This window comes from Chitinophaga filiformis (assembly GCF_021646545.1).
GTDB lineage: Bacteria > Bacteroidota > Bacteroidia > Chitinophagales > Chitinophagaceae > Chitinophaga > Chitinophaga filiformis_A.
On record NZ_JAKIRP010000003.1, the window covers coordinates 546,841 to 567,556 of the forward strand.

A 20,716-nucleotide genomic window follows, 5' to 3' on the forward strand; every position below is an offset into this window, starting at 1 on the left:
GATGATGATTTTATAATGGTTAAAAACCTTTGTCTATAGTAGCGCTGAACATATCAGATTGTAAGCGTTCTGTTTCGCGCTCTTCTTCTGTCAGATAATTAAGTGCGGTTAACGACAGGCTGGGTTGCGCCGTCACAGCTGCTATCAGCTGTTGCAGATGGAGTAACATACGCTCAATACGCACCCTGTCATAAATGTCTGTGTTGTATTCTATGCTGCCGCTGATATGTGTGCCCTGGTCTTCAAACTGAAAACGCAGATCGCCCTTACTGATACCCGGATCAATTGCAGCGGGTGTGATCAGCACATTGGCCATTTCAGGCAGTGCAGCAGCTTCCACCTGTACGTTCTGGAGTATCAATACTACGTCAAACAATGGCGAGCGACTAAGATCTCTGTTCACGCCCAACTCTTCTATCAATCTGTCGAAAGGATACAGCTGGTGATCGAATGCTTCCAATGCAGTTTGTTTTACTGCAGAAAGCAGTGCATCAAACCCGCTTTCTCCGTCGATGTTGCTTCTTAGGGCCAGTGTGTTCAGATAGTAGCCGATCTGCCCTTCGAGGTCCGGATGATCGCGCCCTGCGACAGGCGTTCCTACAATGATATCCTGCTGACCACTGTAACGGAATAGTAACAACTTCACGAGCGACAATAGTCCCATGAACATCGTTACCTGCTGTTCCCCGAGGAAGGAACGCCACTTGTTACTGATCTCAGCACTCCATTCAAACAGGTATTGCTGTCCGTTGTAGGTCTGCACTGCCGGTCTCGGTCTGTCAGCCGGTAGTTCCAGCACGGGCAGTGTTCCTCCGAGTTTTGCCAGCCAGTAGCTACGCTGCGCCTTCAGGCGAACACTATCCATGGCCGTGGACTGCCAATGTGCATAATCCTTGTATTGCAGGGGTAATGGCGGTAGTGCTACTTCCATACCGGCTACGTAACCGTTGTATAGATTCAGCACTTCTCTTACCAATATCTGCAGCGACCACTCATCTGCTATAATATGATGGATAGCGAATAAGAGCACATAATCTTCTTCATCGCAATGAAGCAGCCTTACACGCATTAATGGGCCTTCACTTAGATCGAATGGTGATAAGGCCGCCTGTTTTTTGTACTCCTCTACTATCTCTTCTTTGTCAGTTGCTGCCCTCAGGTCCTCATATTGAATACTTACATTGGCCTGCGCTAAGATCTTTTGTCTTGGCACTCCGTTATTCAGCACAAATACTGTTCTCAGACTCTCATGCCGCAGTGCCAGCGTGCTAAATGCCTGCTGCAGCAGGGCCGGGAATAACGTGCCTTCCAGACGGTAACTCATGAATATATTGAACGTGGCCTGTCCTTCCATTTGCTCTTCCAGTACCCACAAACGCTGTTGTGCATAAGAAAGCGCATAATCTTCCGCTTCGGGCACATGCGCAATTGCCATGTAGGCTGTCTTCAGTGCTCCCAATATCAACCTGGCCTGTCCTGCTACTGTGGGATGTTCAAAGACATCTGCAATGCTCAGCTGTACTTCACACATTTTGTAGATGCGGGATAACAATTGTATAGCTTTCAGCGAAGATCCTCCCATGGTAAAGAAGGATTCGTTCCTGCCAATAGCTGTCGTGCCCAATATTTGTTCCCAGACGTCTGCCACCAGCCGTTCTATACCGGCGTGGGGCAATTCCCGCTGATGGCTGGCCAATACCAGCTCCGGACGTGGCAGGCGTTTACGGTCTACCTTTCCGTTAATATTCATGGGGAATACTTCCAGCCAGATATAAGCTGCCGGAAGATGGCTTTGTGGCAGCACATCCGCCAATATCTTTCTTAATGCTTCCGCTTCATACCGCCGGCCGGCATAATAACAGATCAGTTCCTGTTCTTCATGCAGGATCAGCTCTGTCTGCGTAATACCTTCCTGCTCCAGAATAACCGAGCGTACGCCGGCAGTTTCTACCCTGACACCATGTAACTTCACCTGCTCATCTTTCCTGCCCAACAGTTCAAGGATCCCTCCCGGAAGGTAACGCCCCAGATCTCCTGTTCGCACTACCTGCATGTTCTCTACAAAAGGATGCGGTACAAAAATGTCTTTACTTACAGGTGACAGATAACCTTTGGTGATGAAGGGGCTGCTGATATACACCTCTCCTATTTCTCCTTCCTGGCAGTAATGATTATTGTTCAACACAGCGACAGCAGTATGCGTGATAGGCTGCCCTACAGGAATAACAGCGCCTGGTGCAATGCCGGTTTCCGGTATATGATAAAAAGTCTTTAATACAGTGGTTTCTGTCAGGCCGTATAGATTGGATACTTTGGCAGCTGCGCCATGTAGCGCTCTCCAGTTGATCACATCTCTGCCATACAAACGTTCTCCTGCCAGTATCACCTGCCGGATAGCAGGTAATGGCCCTTGCAGGCTGGCTGTGATCAGGCGGAATAGTGATGGAACGGTTTGCAGTATGGTGATATTGTTGTCAGATAACCATGCTCCCAGTAGCTCCATCTGTGGACGGATAGCCGGTGATGGTATGTGTAATGTAGCCCCTGTCATCAATGCAGGGAAAATATCTTTTAAAGAAGCATCGAATGTTACCGGCGCCAGCTGACTGATATGGTCATTCACCCCAATATTGAAAGCGGCGGCATGCCAGTGTGCATAGTGGCTGATACTTCCCTGACTTCCTATGATGCCCTTTGGCATTCCTGTAGAACCGGAGGTATAGTATACATAGGCAGACATATCAGCAGTAACATGCGCGGATACTGTTATAGCTGTTTTCTCCAACGCTGATGGCACCAGTATCTCAGCGGTATGGCCGCTTTGCTGCAATATTGCTTCCCAGACAGACACCTGTTCCCTGTCTGTAATCAGTATGGCAGGTGCAGCCTCTTTCAGTATATAAGTCAATTGTTGTATTGGCATTGCAGCATCCATCGGCAGATATATCATACCGGCTTTAAAACATGCCAGCAAACTACTTACCTGTGTTATACCTGCTTTCAATGCAACGGCTACCGTTGATTGTATAGCTGTACGCTGCCCCAGGTGGGCTGCCAACGCCGTATAACGCGCTGTCAGTTCTTCGTAACTAATGGCGCCCTCTCCATCCATGATCGCTATTTTATCCGGCTGTTGTACTGCCTGTGCTGCAATAACATCTGTCAGCAGCGGATACACAGGCGCTGATATCCGTGCATTGAATGATGCCGCGTGTGATTCATCATCTCTGTAAGCCAGCGAGGAGACCGGCGCTTCCGGCGACTGAAGGGCCAATACCAGTAACGCCTGCAGGTCTTTAATGATCTGCACTATGCGTTCCCTGTCGAACAGGTCTGTGCTATACTCAATATTACCGCTGATATATCCTTCTTCTTCCGCAAAGAGGAATCGCAGATCACCTTTACTTGTTTTCAGTTCCCCTGGCAGCGGAACAACGTCCAGTCCTTCGATTTCCAGTGCATCCAATGGCTCCAGGCGGATGTTCTGTAGTATCATCACCACATCAAAAACAGGGTTCCGGCTTACATCTTCTCCTGCTCCCAATATTTCCACCAGTCTGTCAAACGGATACACCTGGTGTTCAAACCCAGCTGTGGCTGTTTGCTTCACCTGTTGCAGCAACACATTGAATCCGGCATCGCCGTCCACGTGAGTGCGTAATGCCAGTGTATTAAGATAATAGCCGATCTGGTCTTCGAGGTCTGCATGATCTCTTCCTGCTACCGGCGTTCCGATTATAATATCACGCTCCCCGCTGTACCGGTATAAGAGGGCCTTCACCAGCGATAATAATCCCATGAATAGTGTAGCCTGGTTCTCCTTTACATATTGCCTTAATGCAGCACTGCTTTCTTCAGAAAAACGGAATGTCAGCTGTTCTCCACTGAAGGAAGGCCTTGCCGGTCTTGGTCTGTCGGCCGGTAAAGTGAGCTGTGGCAAAGTTCCACTTAACTGTTGCAACCAGTACTGCTCATGTGCAGCCAGGCGCTCACCGGTCAGTTCCTGCGCCTGCCATAGCGTATAATCTTTGTATTGAATACGCAAGGGCGTCAGCGGATCAGCGTCCCCCTTCACGCCGGCATTATAGCTGGTCAGCAGATCTTTTATTAACACCTGCATAGACCATTCATCTGAAATAATATGATGCAATACCAACAGCAATACGTGTTCCTCTGCCCCTGTCTGCAGCAACGATACCCGCAGCAGCGGTCCCTGGTCCAGCACAAACTTATGTTCTCCTGCCAGGCGGATACGCGTGATTATCTCTTCGTCCTGTTGTTGCACACCCTGCAGATCTTCATACGCGATGCGGCAATCAGCCTCCAGTATCTGCTGCATGGGAGTACCTTCACGGGTGACGAATATCGTCCGCAGACTTTCATGTCTCGCCACTACTGCTGCAAACGCTGCTTCCAGTACATCCCGTCTCAACTGACCAATGATGCGGTAAACCTCCATGCCATTAAATGCCTGTACATCCCCTAAGCGCAATGTCTGCAGCCATAAGCGCTGCTGTGCGTGTGATAGTGGGTAGTATGCAGCTTCCGGTGCCACAGGAATTTCCCTGAACTGCTGTTGCTGCACCTGATCAATCAGGGCTGCCAGGCTTGCCAGTATAGTATTGCCGAAAATATCCCCGATGGATAACTGGGCGCCAAACTCACGGTATATTCTTGTGATCAGCTGGATAGCTTTCAGTGAATGGCCGCCGGATAAAAAGAAATCGCTGGAAAAGCCAATATCGCCTCGTTGTAATATCTCTTTCCAGATAACCAGCAGGCGCTGTTCTGTTACTGTTCCTCCTGTTTCTTCGGCTGCTACCGGCTGATCGGTGGGAACCGGTAAATGCCGGTAGCTGATCTTACCACTGCTGTTTAGCGGTAAGGCTTCCAGGTGTATGAACCTGGAGGGTATCATATACTCCGGTAAACTTCTTGCCAGGAACTGCCGTAATACAAGACCGTCAATCGCATTCTGAGCCGCATAATAGGCCAAAAGATACTTATCGTCACCCGAAGTCCTCACAACAACAGCAACGCCGTTAATGCCCGGGAAAAGGGACAATGCCTGCGCTATCTCATCCTTCTCTATCCTGAAACCGCGGATCTTGACCTGATTGTCGATACGTCCGCTGAACTGCAGATTACCATCCGGCAGCCAGCGGCCTTTATCTCCCGTTCTATACAGCAAGCCACTGCCAAAAGGATTGTCAATAAATTTATCTGTTGTCAACTCCGGACGGTCAAGGTATCCGGCCGACAGACCAGCACCCGCAATACACAGTTCACCGTCTACACCCACCGGCTGGATGGCGGATGCGGCATTTAATACATACACCTGTACGTTACTGACAGGCTGGCCAATCGGCAGGGCGCGCCTGCCGGTATCAGATGCACTCACTTTGTACAAGGTGGTACATACTGTATTCTCGGTAGGTCCATAGCCATTATAGCAAGTGGTATATGCAGCGGCCCGTACTAAAGCTTCCACCGGCGCCACATCTCCTGCGGTGATCATGAAACGCAATGCAGACAACCTTTCCGGTGGCAGCAAAGCCGCAAAAGCAGACGGGAATACAGCTGCAGTGATACTTGTTGCGGTGATATAGTCTAAAAGCTGCTCTGCACTCTTTACGGTATTCTCTTCCGGTATTACCAATACGCCACCTCCACATATTGCCATAAAGGTTTCGAAAACGGCGCCATCAAAAGAGAAGGAAGAGAACAACAACACCTTGTCTTCTCTGCCGACTGTTAAGATGTGTTGCTGGTTGAATACCATGTTTACAGCGCTGCTATGCCCGATCTTTACGCCTTTCGGCTGACCTGTAGATCCGGATGTATAAATAATATAAGCCAGGTCATTTGCTGCTACGGCAACTGCCGGATTTTCCAGCGGCAGGTCTGCATTATACAGTTCGATATCCATGACTACCAGCGATCCGCTGAAATAATCAATATCAAACATGAAAGCAGATTCTGTCAGCAATATTTTCGCGCCTGCATCTTCCAGCATAAAGCGGATACGGTCTTTCGGAAGTTGACTGTCTACCGGCAGATAAGCCAATCCGGCTTTCAGGGCGCCCAATAAGCCAATGATCTGCCACTCATTCCGGCCGGGCATAATGGCCGCAATGTTTCCTTTTTCCACATGATGTGTATCGAGGAGCAGTCTTGCCAACTGGTTTGCACGCTCATTCAATGTGCGATAGCTGCAAGTCCATCCCGGACCTTCCAATGCAATAGCATCCGGATGAAGCTCTGCCTGCTCTTCGAAAAGATCTATCAGTGTTTCCTTTGTCGGGAAAATAACGGTTGTATCGTTGAAAGATGCCAGCAGGTCCTGCTCAACATCAGATAAGAGCTCAAATGTCTGAAGGCTCTTTTCCGGAGCCGACAAGACCGACGTCAGGAGCTGCTGCAGGTGAGTAGTCATCCGCTGTATGCGGTCAGGATTGTATAGGTCAGAATTATACTCGAGTGTCAATCCGATACCGGAAGCTGTATCCGTAAAGAAGAAGCGCAGGTCGATCTTACTCACCGGTAATTGTATAAACGCGTCTTCAACATGTAAGCCCGGCATTGCAGGCAGTGGTTGTTCACTGGTATTATCCAGTACTACCACCACATCAAACAGTGGCGCTCTGCTCATATCCCGCTCCAGGTCCAGCTCATCTACCAGCATATCGAATGGATATACCTGGTGCGAATACGCTTCAAGCGCGGCCTGTTTTACCTGCTGCAATAATCTGCGGAAACTTTCCCTCCCATCAAACTGAGAGCGCAACACCAGGGTGTTAATAAAAAATCCTATCTGGTGTTCCAGGTCAGGATGCTCGCGTCCCGCCGACGGCGATCCGATAATAATATCTTCCTGTCCTGTATAACGGTATAATAACGTTTTTACCAATGTCACCAATCCCATGAAGAGCGAAGCGCCTTCTGAAGCTGCCAGTTCTTTCAGACCATTACTTAATGTTTCCGGCAATTTAATATATACTTGTCCGCCGTTATAGGTCTGCACAGGAGGTCTTGGATGATCAACGGGCAGGTCGAGCACCGGAATGTCTCCTTCAAACCGGTTCAGCCAGTATGCACGGTGTTGCTGCACCTTCTCTCCTGTCAGCTCCGTTTCCTGCCATGCCGCGTAGTCTTTATATTGTCCTTTCAGTAACGGTAAGTCGTATGGTGTTCCTGTAAGCGCTGCGTTATATACTGCAATCAGCTCTTCCAGTATAACGCGTAATGAGCGTTCATCTGAAATAATATGGTGCATGGACAATACGAACAGGTATACCTCATCTGCTGTCTGCATCAATTTCGCTTTCATTAACGGACCATTCTTCAGATCAAATGGTTCGAGGGCCAGTTGCATCGCTGCGGTTCTAGCCTGCTCTTCCGCCTGCGGGTGATCTCGCAGATCTTCCAGCTGCAATGCAAATCCGCTTTCTGCTGCTGTCCGTATACGCTGCATGGGTACGCCGTCCACCACTTCAAAGACGGTGCGCAGACTTTCGTGACGTTCTATCAAAGTATTGAATGCTGTTGTCAATGCATCCCGATCCAGCTGACCTTCCAGCCGGTAGCATACCGGCAGGTTATAAGCAATAGAACCTTCCGGTTCAAACTGGTCCAGCACCCATAGTCTACGCTGTGCATGCGACAACTTATAGTACTTCTGTGCAGCCACTCGACTGATGGGCGAATAACTGCCTGCCTGTGTCCTGTCAATCTCTGCTGCCAGATCAGACAATACCGGGTACAGGAAAAGGTCTTTCAATTCTATTCTTATACCCAGCTGTTTATATAAGCGGGTTACTACCTGTATACCCTTCAGGGAATGTCCACCTGCATCAAAGAAATGATGCTTTGTACCCAGTTGCTCATTCCCCAGTATCTCTTTCCATATTTCCAGTAATACAGCTTCTGTCGGTGTTACAGGTTGTTCAACCGCTACCTCTATATCGGCCTGTGGCGCTTTCAGTGCTTTACGGTCAATCTTACCACTGTTGTTCATCCTAAATTGCTCCACCTGTACAAAGTACGATGGCAGCATATACTCAGGTAAAAACTGTTGCAGGTGAGTACGCAGTGTAGCGCTTGTTATAGTGCCTGTTGCTGTGTAATAGGCCGCCAGGTATTTATCCGCATCACTGCCAAAAGCCTTTACTACCGCAGCGCTGACACCCGGATAGCTTAACAGTGCCTGTTCCACTTCTCCGGTTTCAATTCGATAACCTCTGATCTTTACCTGGTCATCCAGTCGTCCGGTGAAATCAATGTTACCATCGGTCAGCCAGCGTCCTGTATCACCTGTTCTATATAAAAATCCCTCTCCATAAGGGTCTTTGATAAATTTCGTCGCTGACAGCATTTCATTATTGTAATATCCCATGGCTACGCCCGCGCCTGCAATGCATATTTCACCGCTGATGCCTACAGGCAACAACTGCTGTAGTTCATCCAGTATATACACACGTACATTATGCACAGGTTTTCCTATGGGCAGTTTGCCCAGGCCTGCGTCTGCAGAGGTTACCTGGTAAGAGCTGGCCCATACTGTAGCTTCTGTAGGACCATAACAGTTATAGTAATCAGCGAAAGCGGCACATGCAACTGCTGTAGGCACATGTGCAACATCACCAGCTGTAATGATCTTTCGCAGGAAATGCAGTTTGGTAATATCCAACGCTGTCAGATAAGAGACTGGTAATATCACAACTGTAACGCCTGCTGCTTCCATGTATTCCGTTACCCTGGCGCCATCCCTCCCTAAGGCAGCAGGAATCAACACAAGCGTTGCTGCGGCAGCAAAGGCCATAAAGATCTCTGCTACGGAAGCATCGAAAGAAGGAGATGCAAACTGCAATACCCTGTCGGTTGTGGTAGTACCAAAAACTGACAGTTCGTTATGCACCATATTCACCACACCGGCATGATTGATCATTACCCCTTTGGGCTTACCGGTTGAACCGGAGGTATAGATAATGTATGCCAGATCGGACGGGCCGGAAAGTGGCGGCAGATTATCTTCGCTTTTGGGTAATTCGGGTATTTCAATATCGGCGACCAGCAATTGTCCGGTGAAATAGGTTACATCCAGCAGATAGTCTGATATTGTTATGAGTAATGGTAAGCCAGTATCGTCTATAATATACCTGATCCTTTCAACAGGGTAAGACGCATCGATCGGTACATAGGCGCCTCCTGCTTTCAATACACCAAGAATGGAAATAATCAGCCACTCCTGCTGACCAGCCATTACACCAACAGGTGTACCCGGCTCAACGCCATGTTGCTGCCGCAATACTTTTGCCAGGCGATTGGCTTTCTCATTCAGGGCCTTGTATGTCATCGACCTGTCGCCCGATACAAGTGCTATGGCATCCGGCGATTGCTTCACCTTCGTTTCAAAAAGATCTGCCAGTGTCAGGCCTTGTGGGTAGGCGAATTCTGTTTTGTTAAATACCGACAATATCTGCGTACGTTCTGCTTCAGGCAGCATGTTCAACCTTGCCAGTTCCGTTTCGGGATCACGGGCCACTGCTATCATGAGGCTTTCCAGGTGCTGCATCATGCGTAGCATACGGTCTTCATCATACAATTCCTTACTATATTCCAGCTTCAGATAAAGTCCTTCGCTGGTTTCCCGGAATGTAAAATGCAGGTCAACCTTGCTCAGCCCAGGCTTCAGTACCACTTCAGTGATCTCTATATCATTCATCTCAGGATACAGATCTTCAGCGGTATTCTCCAAAGTGATCACAATGTCGAACAATGGCGCACGGCTGATATCGCGTTCCAGTCCCAGTTCATCCACCAGCATATCAAAAGGATATGCCTGATGTGCATAGGCACTGAAGGCGGTTTCCCTTAGTTCCCACAGATACTGACGGAAGGGAGTCCTGCCACCGGGATAAGAGCGCAAAGGCAGAATGTTCAGATAATAGCCGATCTGATTCTCCAGGTCTGTATGGTCCCTGCCAGCTACCGGCGTACCTACAATAATGTCTTCCTGTCCGCTGTACCGGAATAACAGGGTTTTCACCAAGGCCGTAAGCAGTATAAAACGCGTGGCTTGCTCCTGTCGGCACAAAAGATCCAGGCCACTGATACCTTCCTGGTTAAATTGATAAGTGACCTGCCCGCCACTGTAATGCTGTACCACCGGCCTTAGCCTATCTGCCGGCAATTCCAGCTTGGGTAATGTACCACCCAGCTGTTCTTTCCAATATTTCCTGTGGAGCATGAGCTGCGCATCGTTCAGCGCCTCCAGCTGCCATGCAGCATAGTCTTTATAATGTATCCTTAAGGATGGTAGCGGTGTAACGCTTCCCTGCCGGAAGCTGTTATAGTAATACAACAGTTCACGTATCAGCAGGCGGATAGACCATTCGTCTGCTATGATATGATGTATACATAAAAAGAATAACCTTTCGTCATCTGCTGTTTGCAATAAGTGCACCCGCAGCAATGGAGCGTCAGACAAATCAAATGGCTGTAATGCCAGTTCCAATGCTCTTGTTTCAGCAGCCCTCCGTGCATCCTGCGCTCCACGAAGGTCTTCTCTGACGATTGTAAAGGCGAGATGCTCTATTGAGATAATCTCCTGCACCGGATTATCGCCTCTCATTACAAAGCGCGTACGCAGGCTCTCATGACGGGCCAGCAATGTGTTGAAAGCATTCTTCAATGCCACTTCGTGCAATGGGCCATTAAAGTAGTAGCTCATTGGCAGATTGTATAACACTGCATTACCTTCCAGCTGATGTAACAGCCATAATCTGCGTTGTGCGTGTGACAAGGGATAATATTCCTGCGACGCCACTTCCGGAATATGCGTATATGCACTGTGGTCTGCCTTTTTTACTGCTGCAGCAAATGCGCTTAATACGGGATAGCGGAACAGGTCTTTTAACTCCGCCCTGATCTGAAGGTCTCTGTATATTCTCGCAATCACTTGTATGGCCTTCAGTGAATGACCACCCAGGTGAAAGAAATTATCTGTTACACTCAAAGTATCCACACCCAATATCTCCTGCCATATGGCGGCGATGCTACGCTCTGCTTTTGTTACCGGTGCCACATATTCCCGCGTATCATGCAATTCCGGCAGTGGTAACGCCTTTCTATCAATTTTTCCATTCGCATTCACAGGCAATTGTTCCAGCTGTACAAATGCAGATGGTATCATGTATGCCGGCAGGAATGCAGAAAGGTAATTATGTAACGCTGCCGTATCTATTTTTACAGATGCGACGAAATAAGCCACCAGCTTTTGCTCCCTGTCAACAGTTTTCAACACTACCACAGCCTGTAAGATGCCTTCGTATTGGTTGATCTGTTCTGCGATCTCTCCTGTCTCTACACGATACCCTCTGATCTTCACCTGCTCATCTTCCCTGCCTGAGAAATACAATACACCGTCAAAGCCAATGGCACATTTGTCGCCCGTGCGGTACAATACGCCTTCTGCTATTGATGGTATTTCAATAAACTTCTCTGCCGTTAGTGCCGGTCGCTTCCAGTAACCATCTGACAGCCCTGCGCCACCTATAAAAAGATTGCCCGGTACACCTGCAGGCACCGGCATAAAATGATCGTCCAGCAGGTAAATATTTGTATTCGCAACAGGTCTTCCCAGGGGAATAACAGCATCGGCAGCTGTTACTTTATGAGCGGCAGACCATATTGTTGTTTCTGTAGGACCATACACATTCCATACTTCTGCAGCTGCACCCAATAACTGAACAGCCAGTGTGCGGCTAAGCGCTTCACCGCCACACAACAACTTCATACCATTGTGACCACTCCAGCCATGCTCAAATAAGAGACTCCATAGTGAGGGTGTTGCCTGCATGATGGTTGGTTGTTGTGCATGGATCATTTCCTGTAAGAGGAATGGCGTGTTTACAACATCATTTGCTGCGAGGATGACGGTTGCTCCATTAAGCAAGGGCAGGAATAACTCAAGTACAGAAATATCAAATGAATAAGTAGTTACCGCCAGCAACCTGTCGCTGCTCGTCACTTCCAGCATAGCAGTCATGCTATGCAGTAGATTGATGACTGCCTTATTAGGCACCAATACGCCTTTAGGAGTGCCGGTTGACCCGGAAGTATACATCATATAGGCCAGACTATCGCCACTGGCTGCTATTGGTGGATTGTCCACCAGTAAGGTATACGGCGCCTTAAATACGTCCGGCATATATACAGTTGTACATGCATCCTCTTCCTCCTGCCGGTCCGTCAGTATTATCTGCGTGTCACTGTCTTTCAACATATAGGATATCCTTGCTTCCGGCAGTGAAGGATCTACCGGCAAATAGCCGGCGCCGGTTTTCAGAATACCCAGTATTCCCGGTAGCAGGTATTCATTTCTATCCGTCTTCAGGGCAATAACGTCTCCCGGCACAATTCTATGCTGCAGTAGCAGGTAATTTGCCAACTGGTTGGCCCTTACATTCAGGTCATGGTATGACCAGGTCTCATTGCCCATCACAAGCGCTTTCTGATCGGGTGCCCGTTGTACCTGTTCTTCAAATAAGGAGATCAATGTACCTGCAGCGGGGTATGGCAGCTGCGCTCCTGTCAGCTGTTGCTGTATCCACTCCGATTCCGTGGCAGACAGATAACTGATCTTGTTCAGCGGCTTCCGGCTGTCAGCCAGTATGTTCGCCAGTAGTTGCAGCAGATGATCACATGCATTTGTGATCCGCTGTGCTGCAAATACGTCTGTATTATATTCCAGTGTGAGCTTCACTGTCTCGCCGACATGTGAGAACCAGAAAGTGAGATCGTACAGACTTGTGTGCACGGGCATACCGATCTGTGATACCTGTACACCTTGCATTGCAGGCGTCTGCAGTGCGGTCTGTTCTTCCCGGTAGATAATGGCTACGTCGAATACCGGTGAGCGGCTCATATCTCTTTGCAACTGCAGCTGATCTACCAACAGGTCAAAAGGATACACCTCATGGGCATACAATGCCAGCGCATGTTCTTTGATCTGTTGCAGTAAAGGCACAAAACCATGGTCGCCGTTTATGTGGCTTCTCAATGGTAACGTATTCAGATAAAAACCTATCTGCTGCTCAAGGCCTGCTCCGCTTCTGCCGGCGACTGGTATACCGGTGATAATATCTTCCTGTCCCGAATAACGGTATAATAAGGTCTTTACCAGCGATACCAGTGCCATGAATAAGGTAGCACCCTCTCCTTCCGCCAGTGTCTTTAAACGGCTTATTAACGCTGCTGGTAACGTCACAGCTACCTGTGCACCTTTATAACTTTTCACCACAGGCCGCTCGTAATCTACAGGCAGTTCCAACACAGGCAATTCTCCCTGTAATTGAGACAACCAGTAGTCTGCATGCTTTTTCAGATTTGTTCCGCTTAGTTGTGTAGCCTGCCATGCTGCATAGTCCTTATACTGGAATGTCAGCTCAGGCAATACCAATGCCGGATCGTTATACAGTTCAAGCACCTCCCGGATCAGCACCTGCATGGACCATTCGTCTGAAATGATATGATGCAACGCATGTATCAGGACATATTCCTCTGCTGCCAGCTGCACCAGGCTTACCCTGATGAGTGGCGCTTGCTCCAGATTAAAATGTACGGCTGTTTCCCTGCTTAATAGTTCCTCCAGTTGTTGCTCCTGTCCAGCCACCGCACGTAGATCAGTATAAGCGATATTCCATTCCACGGATTCCGCAGGAATAATCACCTGCCTGGGTTCTCCATCCACAGCAATGAACCCGGTACGTAAACTCTCATGTCGTTTTATCACCGATCTGAACGCGTGCTCCAGTGCCAATACGTCTATCTTACCCTGCAACCTGTAGGCGTCGGGTCTTGAATAGGCGGCCAGCTTATCGTGCAACTGTTCCAGTACCCACAATCTTCTCTGTCCGTGCGACAGTCCATAATGCGGCTGTTGTGCGACCGGCGTGATAATGGGCTGGAAATGTTTGCCAGCTGCATAGATCAATGCTGCCTGCGCTGCGATAGACGAGGCATTAAATACATCGGCAATAGACAGCTGCACTTCCATTTCACGATAGATACGAGACACCAGCTGAATGGCCTTCAATGAAGAGCCGCCGGAAACAAAGAAAGACGCATTCCTGCTGATTTTCTCATTGCCCAGTATACGCTGCCAGATCTTCAACAACTGTGTTTCCACTCCCGGCAGCGGTGCTTCATAGTTATCATCCTCCAGTAATTCCCAGGGACGGGGCAGTTTCTTTCTATCGACCTTACCGTTTATGTTCAATGGGAAAGCAGCCAGCCATACATAATAAGCGGGCAGATACTCCTTTGGCAGCGCCGCTTCCAATAACCCTCTCAGTGTTGCAGGTTCATACTGCTTGCCACTATAATAGCAGATCAGTTCCTGCTGGAACTCATCGTTCGTGTGTAACAACAACTCCACCTGTTCGATGCCTTCCTGCGCTAATGCCACTGCTTTAACTGCATCCAGTTCAACACGTACGCCATGCAATTTTATCTGCTCATCTCTTCTCCCCAGCAATTCAAGGTTACCGTCTTCCCGGTAACGACCGATATCTCCAGTGTAACAAACAATATCCTGCCTGTCGCTTACCAGCGGATTCTGCACAAATAATCTACTGTTCAGTGAGGTATCCAGGTAGCCCTTGGTCATGAAAGGGCTCTTGATGTAAATATCTCCTATTTCGCCCGGCGCACATATCTGATCCTGGTTTACCACGGCAATCATACTATTGCTGATAGGTACACCCACCGGGATCGTCTCTCCCGGGTCCCAGTTCCATGTCTGAATATGATAACAGCTTTTCAATATGGTGGTCTCTGTGAGGCCATACATATTGGTGAGGCGGGTCTTCTCTCCATTCACCTGACGCCAGTTCAGCACGTCCTTTCCATATAGTTTTTCTCCTGCCAGCACCACTTGTTCCAGTGATGGAAGATCACGGCCTCTCTCTTTCAGCGATTTTGTAATAAGCCTGAATATAGATGGTACTGTTTGCAGCAGTGTGATGTCTTTCTCATGCAACCAGGCTGCCAGCAGGTCACTCTGTTCCTTCAAACCTGCACCCGGCACATGTAGTGTGGCGCCGGCGGTAATTGCCACCAATATATCCTTCAGAGAAGCATCAAATGTTACAGGCGCCAGCTGACTGACACGTGTACCGTCGTTCACATTAAAAGCGCCGCGATGCCAGTGTATATAATGGGCAAGACTTTTGTAAGAGCCAATGATGCCTTTGCTGATGCCGGTAGAACCAGAGGTAAAAAATATATAAGCATCCGACTGTTTGTCGATGGCCAGTCCCGGATCTGTAAACTGCTGATCGTCCAGTGATACATCTGTACGTACATATCTGCCACCATCCCATTCCCACAACATGGCAGGTTCTTCTTCCGCAGTTATTACACCTATATCCTGCAGGTCCAGCCCTTTCAGCAGTCCATGCATAGAAGACGGAAATACCAGCAATGGAGGCATCGTCCCGCCTGATTGGGACAGCATAGCCTCCAGCGCAGGCTGATGATCACTCTCTGTTATAATGAACCCGGGATTGGTCTGATGAAAAATATTTTGAGCAGGAATACCGGTATTGCGGGATAAGGGCAGATAAACAACGCCGGCTTTCAGACAGCCTAACAGTGCGCTGACCAGATGCACGCCGGAAGGCAATATCACTGCAACATTAGTACCGCTGCTGATATTGAGCGACAATATCAGATGTGCGATCCGGTTGCCCTGTTTGTTCAGCTGCTGATAAGTTATACTATAATTATCTTCTTCCACAGCAGTCTTTGTGGGGTATCGTTCAGCAATATCTTCAAAAACAGTATGGATTAACTCTTTTATCATACAAAGCAGTATATTTTTTGAAAAGAAAATAGCTCCGCCAGACCGCCCTGGTGGGCAGCCGGAAAACAACACGTGCAGACCTTCCGGTCTGCCTGAATGCTACATCAAAACAGGAAACAAATACTCACCGGCAAGGAATGATTGGCCAGGCAAGCACTTTGGGGTCATTAAATCAATTGGTCTACGACATAAACAATCTTTTCTTACTCATATTTTAAGGCTTTAATCGGATTCAATCTTCCGGCTTTCCATGTGTGAAAGGCGACTGTTAACAGCGCAATGAAAAGCACTATAAAAGTTGGAATAAAGAACAATAAGGGGCTGATGCCGATCCTGAAAGGATAATGTTGCAGCCACTGGTATAGTCCCCACCATGCCAAAGGCCATGCAATACAGCAGGCGATCAGTATCAGTTTCATAAAGTCCCTCACCAGTAAAACGAAGATACTTATCGCGGATGCGCCAAGTGTTATCCTCACACCGATCTCCTTTGTTCGCTGCATACTGGTGAACAGCGACAGGCCCAGGAGGCCGAGACAGGCAACAAAAATGGCGAAACCGGAGAAGAGACCGAATATCTTTCCGAAACGCACATCTGTACGGTACTGCCTGTCAAAGAACTCATCGAGGAATGCATACTGAAAGGGGCTTGACGGGAACAATTCCTTATAGCTCTTTTCAATATAGGCGATCGTTTTTTCTATGTTGGTAGCGCTTACTTTTGCTGCGTAGTATTCTATGCTCGAGCCATCTTCCAGGCGAAATACAATGGGAGTAAAAGATTCTTTCAATGATTTCTGATGGAAGTTCTGCAGCACACCAACGATCTCATACTCGAATGTGACACCAAATCCATTTTTGTCGATGAGGATCTTTCCGACCGCATCTTTCGCACTTTCAAAGCCAAAAGCCTTTACAGCAGACTCATTGATCATGATAGGGATCGTGGCCTTTGCGCTATCCGTTATCTGCTCGGGTGTAATAGAGAATTGTTGTCCTGCTATCACTTTTATGTCAAACTGATTAATAAACTCGGGGCCGATAGAGAATGTTGCGTACATATTTCCCTTGTTGGCAGACACATCGTCTCTGCGCTGATAAGGCCTGTTCCACAATATGTCCAGACCGGGCATACTGGAAGCAGCGGTGACGCTTTTGATATTGGGCGATTGTAACAACGATGTACGGAAGGTATTAATGCGCTGATAAAAGTTCTGTCCTCCCTGGGATTCCAGTTTATTGGCGGGTGCGTCAATGATCAGCGTCTGATCGATATTCATGCCGAGGTTTGTTTCCCGCATGTAATTCACCTGCCGGGAGATAGCATACGTACCAATGATCAGGGCGATAGATACGGCGAACTGAAATACTACCAGTATCTTTCTTATACTGATCCCTGCACCTGTCAGTGGTAACTTTCCTTTCAACACCTGTACAGGCTGATAGCCGGATAAGAGGTAAGCCGGATAGATACCTGATACCAGTGCGCCGCCCAGCAGTAATACCAGGAAAGACAGCCAGAACCAGTAACTGGTCCAGAATCCCATCGGTATATCGACACCTGCCAGCTGGTTAAACAGCTCATGACAAACCAGTGCAATGAGGATAGCGATCACAATACCAACGAAGTTCAGGAGTAATGACTCGAAGAAGAATTGCTTCATTAAGGTAAGCCGTTCTGATCCGAACACCTTTCTCAATCCGACTTCCCGCGCGCGTTCCATTGCTTTAACGGTAGAGAGATTGATGTAGTTGATATATGCGATCATCAGGATCAGCACTGCGATCAATACCATGAACCACACCAGTTTGCCCGCACCGCTTACGGTAGGTTCGCCGGTGAGATCTGAATAAAGATGGATCTGTGTAAGCGGTTGTAGTCCCAGCTTAACTTTGTTGCTGCCTGTGAGACCGGAAGTATATTTGGCAAGAAAGGCGGGTAACTTGCTTTCCAACCGCTCTGCGCTTGCATTGTCGTTCAGATCAACATACGTGTAGTTGTCTGCATAGGTCCACGAAACATCTTTCGGATTTGTGGACACCAGCATTTCAAACTGTAAATGTGAGTTAGCGGGAATGTCGCTGCATACGCCTTTCACAAAACCGTCGATATCCGTACCCTGATTGAAATTCACGACCCTTAACTTTTTTCCGATAGGATCTGCATTACCGAAGAACCGCTTTGCTGTAGATGCTGTAAGGATGAGGGAATTCGGTTCATCCAATGCATCACGGCCTTTTATGATTGGAAAATTGAAAATCTTCAGGAATGATGCGCTCGCAAACAGTACGCGGGGCATCTTGTAAGAGCGGGTGATATTCTCTGTTTCTGCAGCAGATACGATGCATTCGAGCGGGAAGCAGGTAGTAGCATTATGCACTTCCGGAAAATCGCTTTTCATTGCGTCTGCAAGGGCGGAGAAGCTTCTGGCAGAGCGTTCTGCCAGCGCACCATCCTGGTAGCGCTCCTGTTTTACGCGGTATATTGTGTTCGCCCTTGTGTGAAATTTATCGTAGCTAAACTCGAACAGGATATACTGAAGAATCAGCAGACAAGCTGCAATTGCCACTGATAAGCCAGATATGTTTATGAAAGAGAATACCTTATGTCTGAGCAGATTCCGCCAGGCGATAATGAAATAATTTCTGAGCATTTACCTTCGAATTGGTTATAAACGGTAGATACAATATCAAAAAACGTGTGACTGGTGGTGGGACAACGTGCGGTGATATTTACCCTGAATTTCTGCGTATTTATACGACATGCTTGCGTGTTTCTACGTATTTTCTTATGTATACTCTACACTTGTTTTCGTTGGTTAACACGGCTTCGCCCAATCAAGTCACAGGAACATGAGTCACAAAAGTTCTATGATAGGCTGAAAATGTTGGTGGATGCTTATTCTAACGTCTCGGTTAACTATTCTTGCGTCCCCTAAAATAGATAATTTTTTATAGTTTCAAAAAATTTCTTTCCTAGTACACCAGCCTGCTGATACATGAACTGTCCACCTCCACGGCCAGCGCCTGTTTGATGGGAGATAGCTTTATGACTACTTTGAGCCTTGATTGTATACGTATCAATTCTCCCTCGAATCCCGCAAATGCACCTTGCGTGATCATCACTTTTTCTCCTGCAGAATAGTACGGGATAGATTCCGTATCATGCATTTCGAGCCTGCGTACATCTTCAATTAATTTTTCCTGTAATATAGCAGGTTCGCCTTCGAATGATACGAATGCGACGCTACCGCTTAACAGCAGTATGCGATAGCGGTCTTTTCCTGTAATTTTTACGAATACGTAGCCGGGAAAGAGCGGCTCTTTTAATTTTTTAATCCTGTCACTCCATTTCCGGGTAACGGTCCGCATCGGCAAATAACACTCGTATTGCAGATCGGTAATTTCTTTCTTCAGCTTTGCTTCAAATCGCGGACGCGTATAAAGCAAATGCCAAGCTAACATTGGGGTATTTTGAAGGGCCATCATTAAGGGATTTCATTGCTTAACAATTATGGTTTGATGGAACAACGAACAGGATACTAATGGTGCAGCAATAAAACGGACTATGCCGACGATTGCCCACACAACAAGCACTCTAAAGTTTTAACTAGTCTTGAGATTTGGAAATAGTAATATCCGTTTACATCGACAGGTTTCCAAAAGTAGAGAAAAGCCATTGTAAGTAAAATTTTTTTTATTAGGCCGGCTGCCTTATTTTTTAATAGATATATTTAATGAGTAGTCGGTAAAATTCACCACTTACCTTCATCTCCTGACAAGTGTACTTCAATTGATAATTATCCGTCTTATATCTTCCATTGATATTCTATAGCGAGGCGGGTTTAGTGGCTGTTCATTTCCGGGTAATATTAACAAACAGATATGCCACTCTCCAGCTGACATACTGTTGTCGCTCGTGCCGCTTTACTTTGTCGTATATTTACATAGCTATGCAGGCGGATATTACCAGACTTTACGAGTCACAATTGTGTACAGTGCATGACTTCTTATGTCGCTGCACAGAATGTACCGTGTCGAAGATAGAGTCACAGGAGACTTTCTCAATTGCCTATGTGCGCAAAGGGAATTTCGAGTTTAAAGTGTTTAGAAATGACCTGGATGCTCATCATGGGTTATTCCTGGTTTGCAAGCCGGGGTATGAACACAGGGTGGGACATGTACATGATCTGCCTGATGAGTGTACTATCTTTTCATTACCCGCTGAGCATCTTGAGTCATTCAAAGGACAGACCAGTGAGTTTTCCTGGTTTTTCAACAACCCGGATATACAGTCGGTGTTAATAAAGGCCACACCACAAACGGAACATCTGCATCATATCATTTTCCGTGAACTTGCAAAATCACGGCATGATTCGTTGTTTATAGAGCAGCTTGTTGCCAATCTGCTGTTAATGGTCGTATCATCCGGCGACCCACAGCAAACGCTTACTGTGTTAAGCTACAAACAGAAGAAGTTTTATCTGCCGATCATTGAATCGGTTAAGTATTACATCAATGACCGTTTTACGGATGATATTTCGTTGACCGAACTGGCGGGAATTGGTCATTTAAGTCCCTTTCATTTCAGCCGGTTGTTTAAGCAATTAACAGGTGTTACACCGTATACCTATCTGTTAAAAGTGAGGCTGGCACAAGCCACTTTATTGATCAGGAATACCCATTTACCGATTACTGATATTGCCTTCTCCAGTGGTTTCAATAGTCTGGAGCATTTCTCTGCTTCGTATAAAAACATATACGGAAAATCCCCTTCTCAACTGCGGATCTAAAAAACAGCAAGATATCTTAAGTCGGCGCCAGGTATGCTTTTTAGCTTTGTTTATC

4 protein-coding genes are annotated in these 20,716 nt (G+C 47.5%); 1 reads left to right on the forward strand and 3 read right to left on the reverse strand.

What is annotated here, in order from left to right:
• Positions 1 to 19: 19 nt before the first annotated feature.
• From L3C95_RS11780 to L3C95_RS11790, 3 genes are all read right to left on the reverse strand, one after another.
• Positions 20 to 15,868 carry a non-ribosomal peptide synthetase gene (locus tag L3C95_RS11780; protein WP_236387269.1) on the reverse strand — a complete coding sequence of 5,283 codons (15,849 nt, stop codon included), beginning with the start codon at positions 15,866 to 15,868 and terminating at the stop codon, positions 20 to 22.
• Between the two features lie 203 nt (positions 15,869 to 16,071).
• Positions 16,072 to 18,522, reverse strand: coding sequence for an FtsX-like permease family protein (locus tag L3C95_RS11785; protein ID WP_236387270.1), 2,451 nt, complete (start codon positions 18,520 to 18,522; stop codon positions 16,072 to 16,074).
• Positions 18,523 to 18,844: 322 nt separating this feature from the next.
• Positions 18,845 to 19,333 (reverse strand): UpxY family transcription antiterminator, encoded by a 489-nt coding sequence (locus L3C95_RS11790; RefSeq protein ID WP_236387272.1) that lies wholly within the window; start codon positions 19,331 to 19,333, stop codon positions 18,845 to 18,847.
• Between the two features lie 569 nt (positions 19,334 to 19,902).
• Here L3C95_RS11790 and L3C95_RS35105 point away from each other — a divergent pair.
• The gene (locus L3C95_RS35105) at positions 19,903 to 20,661 is read left to right on the forward strand and encodes a helix-turn-helix transcriptional regulator (protein ID WP_236387274.1); all 759 of its coding nucleotides are present in this window, start codon (positions 19,903 to 19,905) and stop codon (positions 20,659 to 20,661) included.
• Positions 20,662 to 20,716 lie beyond the last annotated feature (55 nt).

What these genes read in the sequence shown, in the direction of transcription:
- L3C95_RS11780 (WP_236387269.1), bottom strand. Translation starts at nt 15,868, where the DNA reads ATGATAAAAGAGTTAATCCATACTGTTTTTGAAGATATTGCTGAACGA.
- L3C95_RS11785 (WP_236387270.1), bottom strand. Translation starts at nt 18,522, where the DNA reads ATGCTCAGAAATTATTTCATTATCGCCTGGCGGAATCTGCTCAGACAT.
- L3C95_RS11790 (WP_236387272.1), bottom strand. Translation starts at nt 19,333, where the DNA reads ATGTTAGCTTGGCATTTGCTTTATACGCGTCCGCGATTTGAAGCAAAG.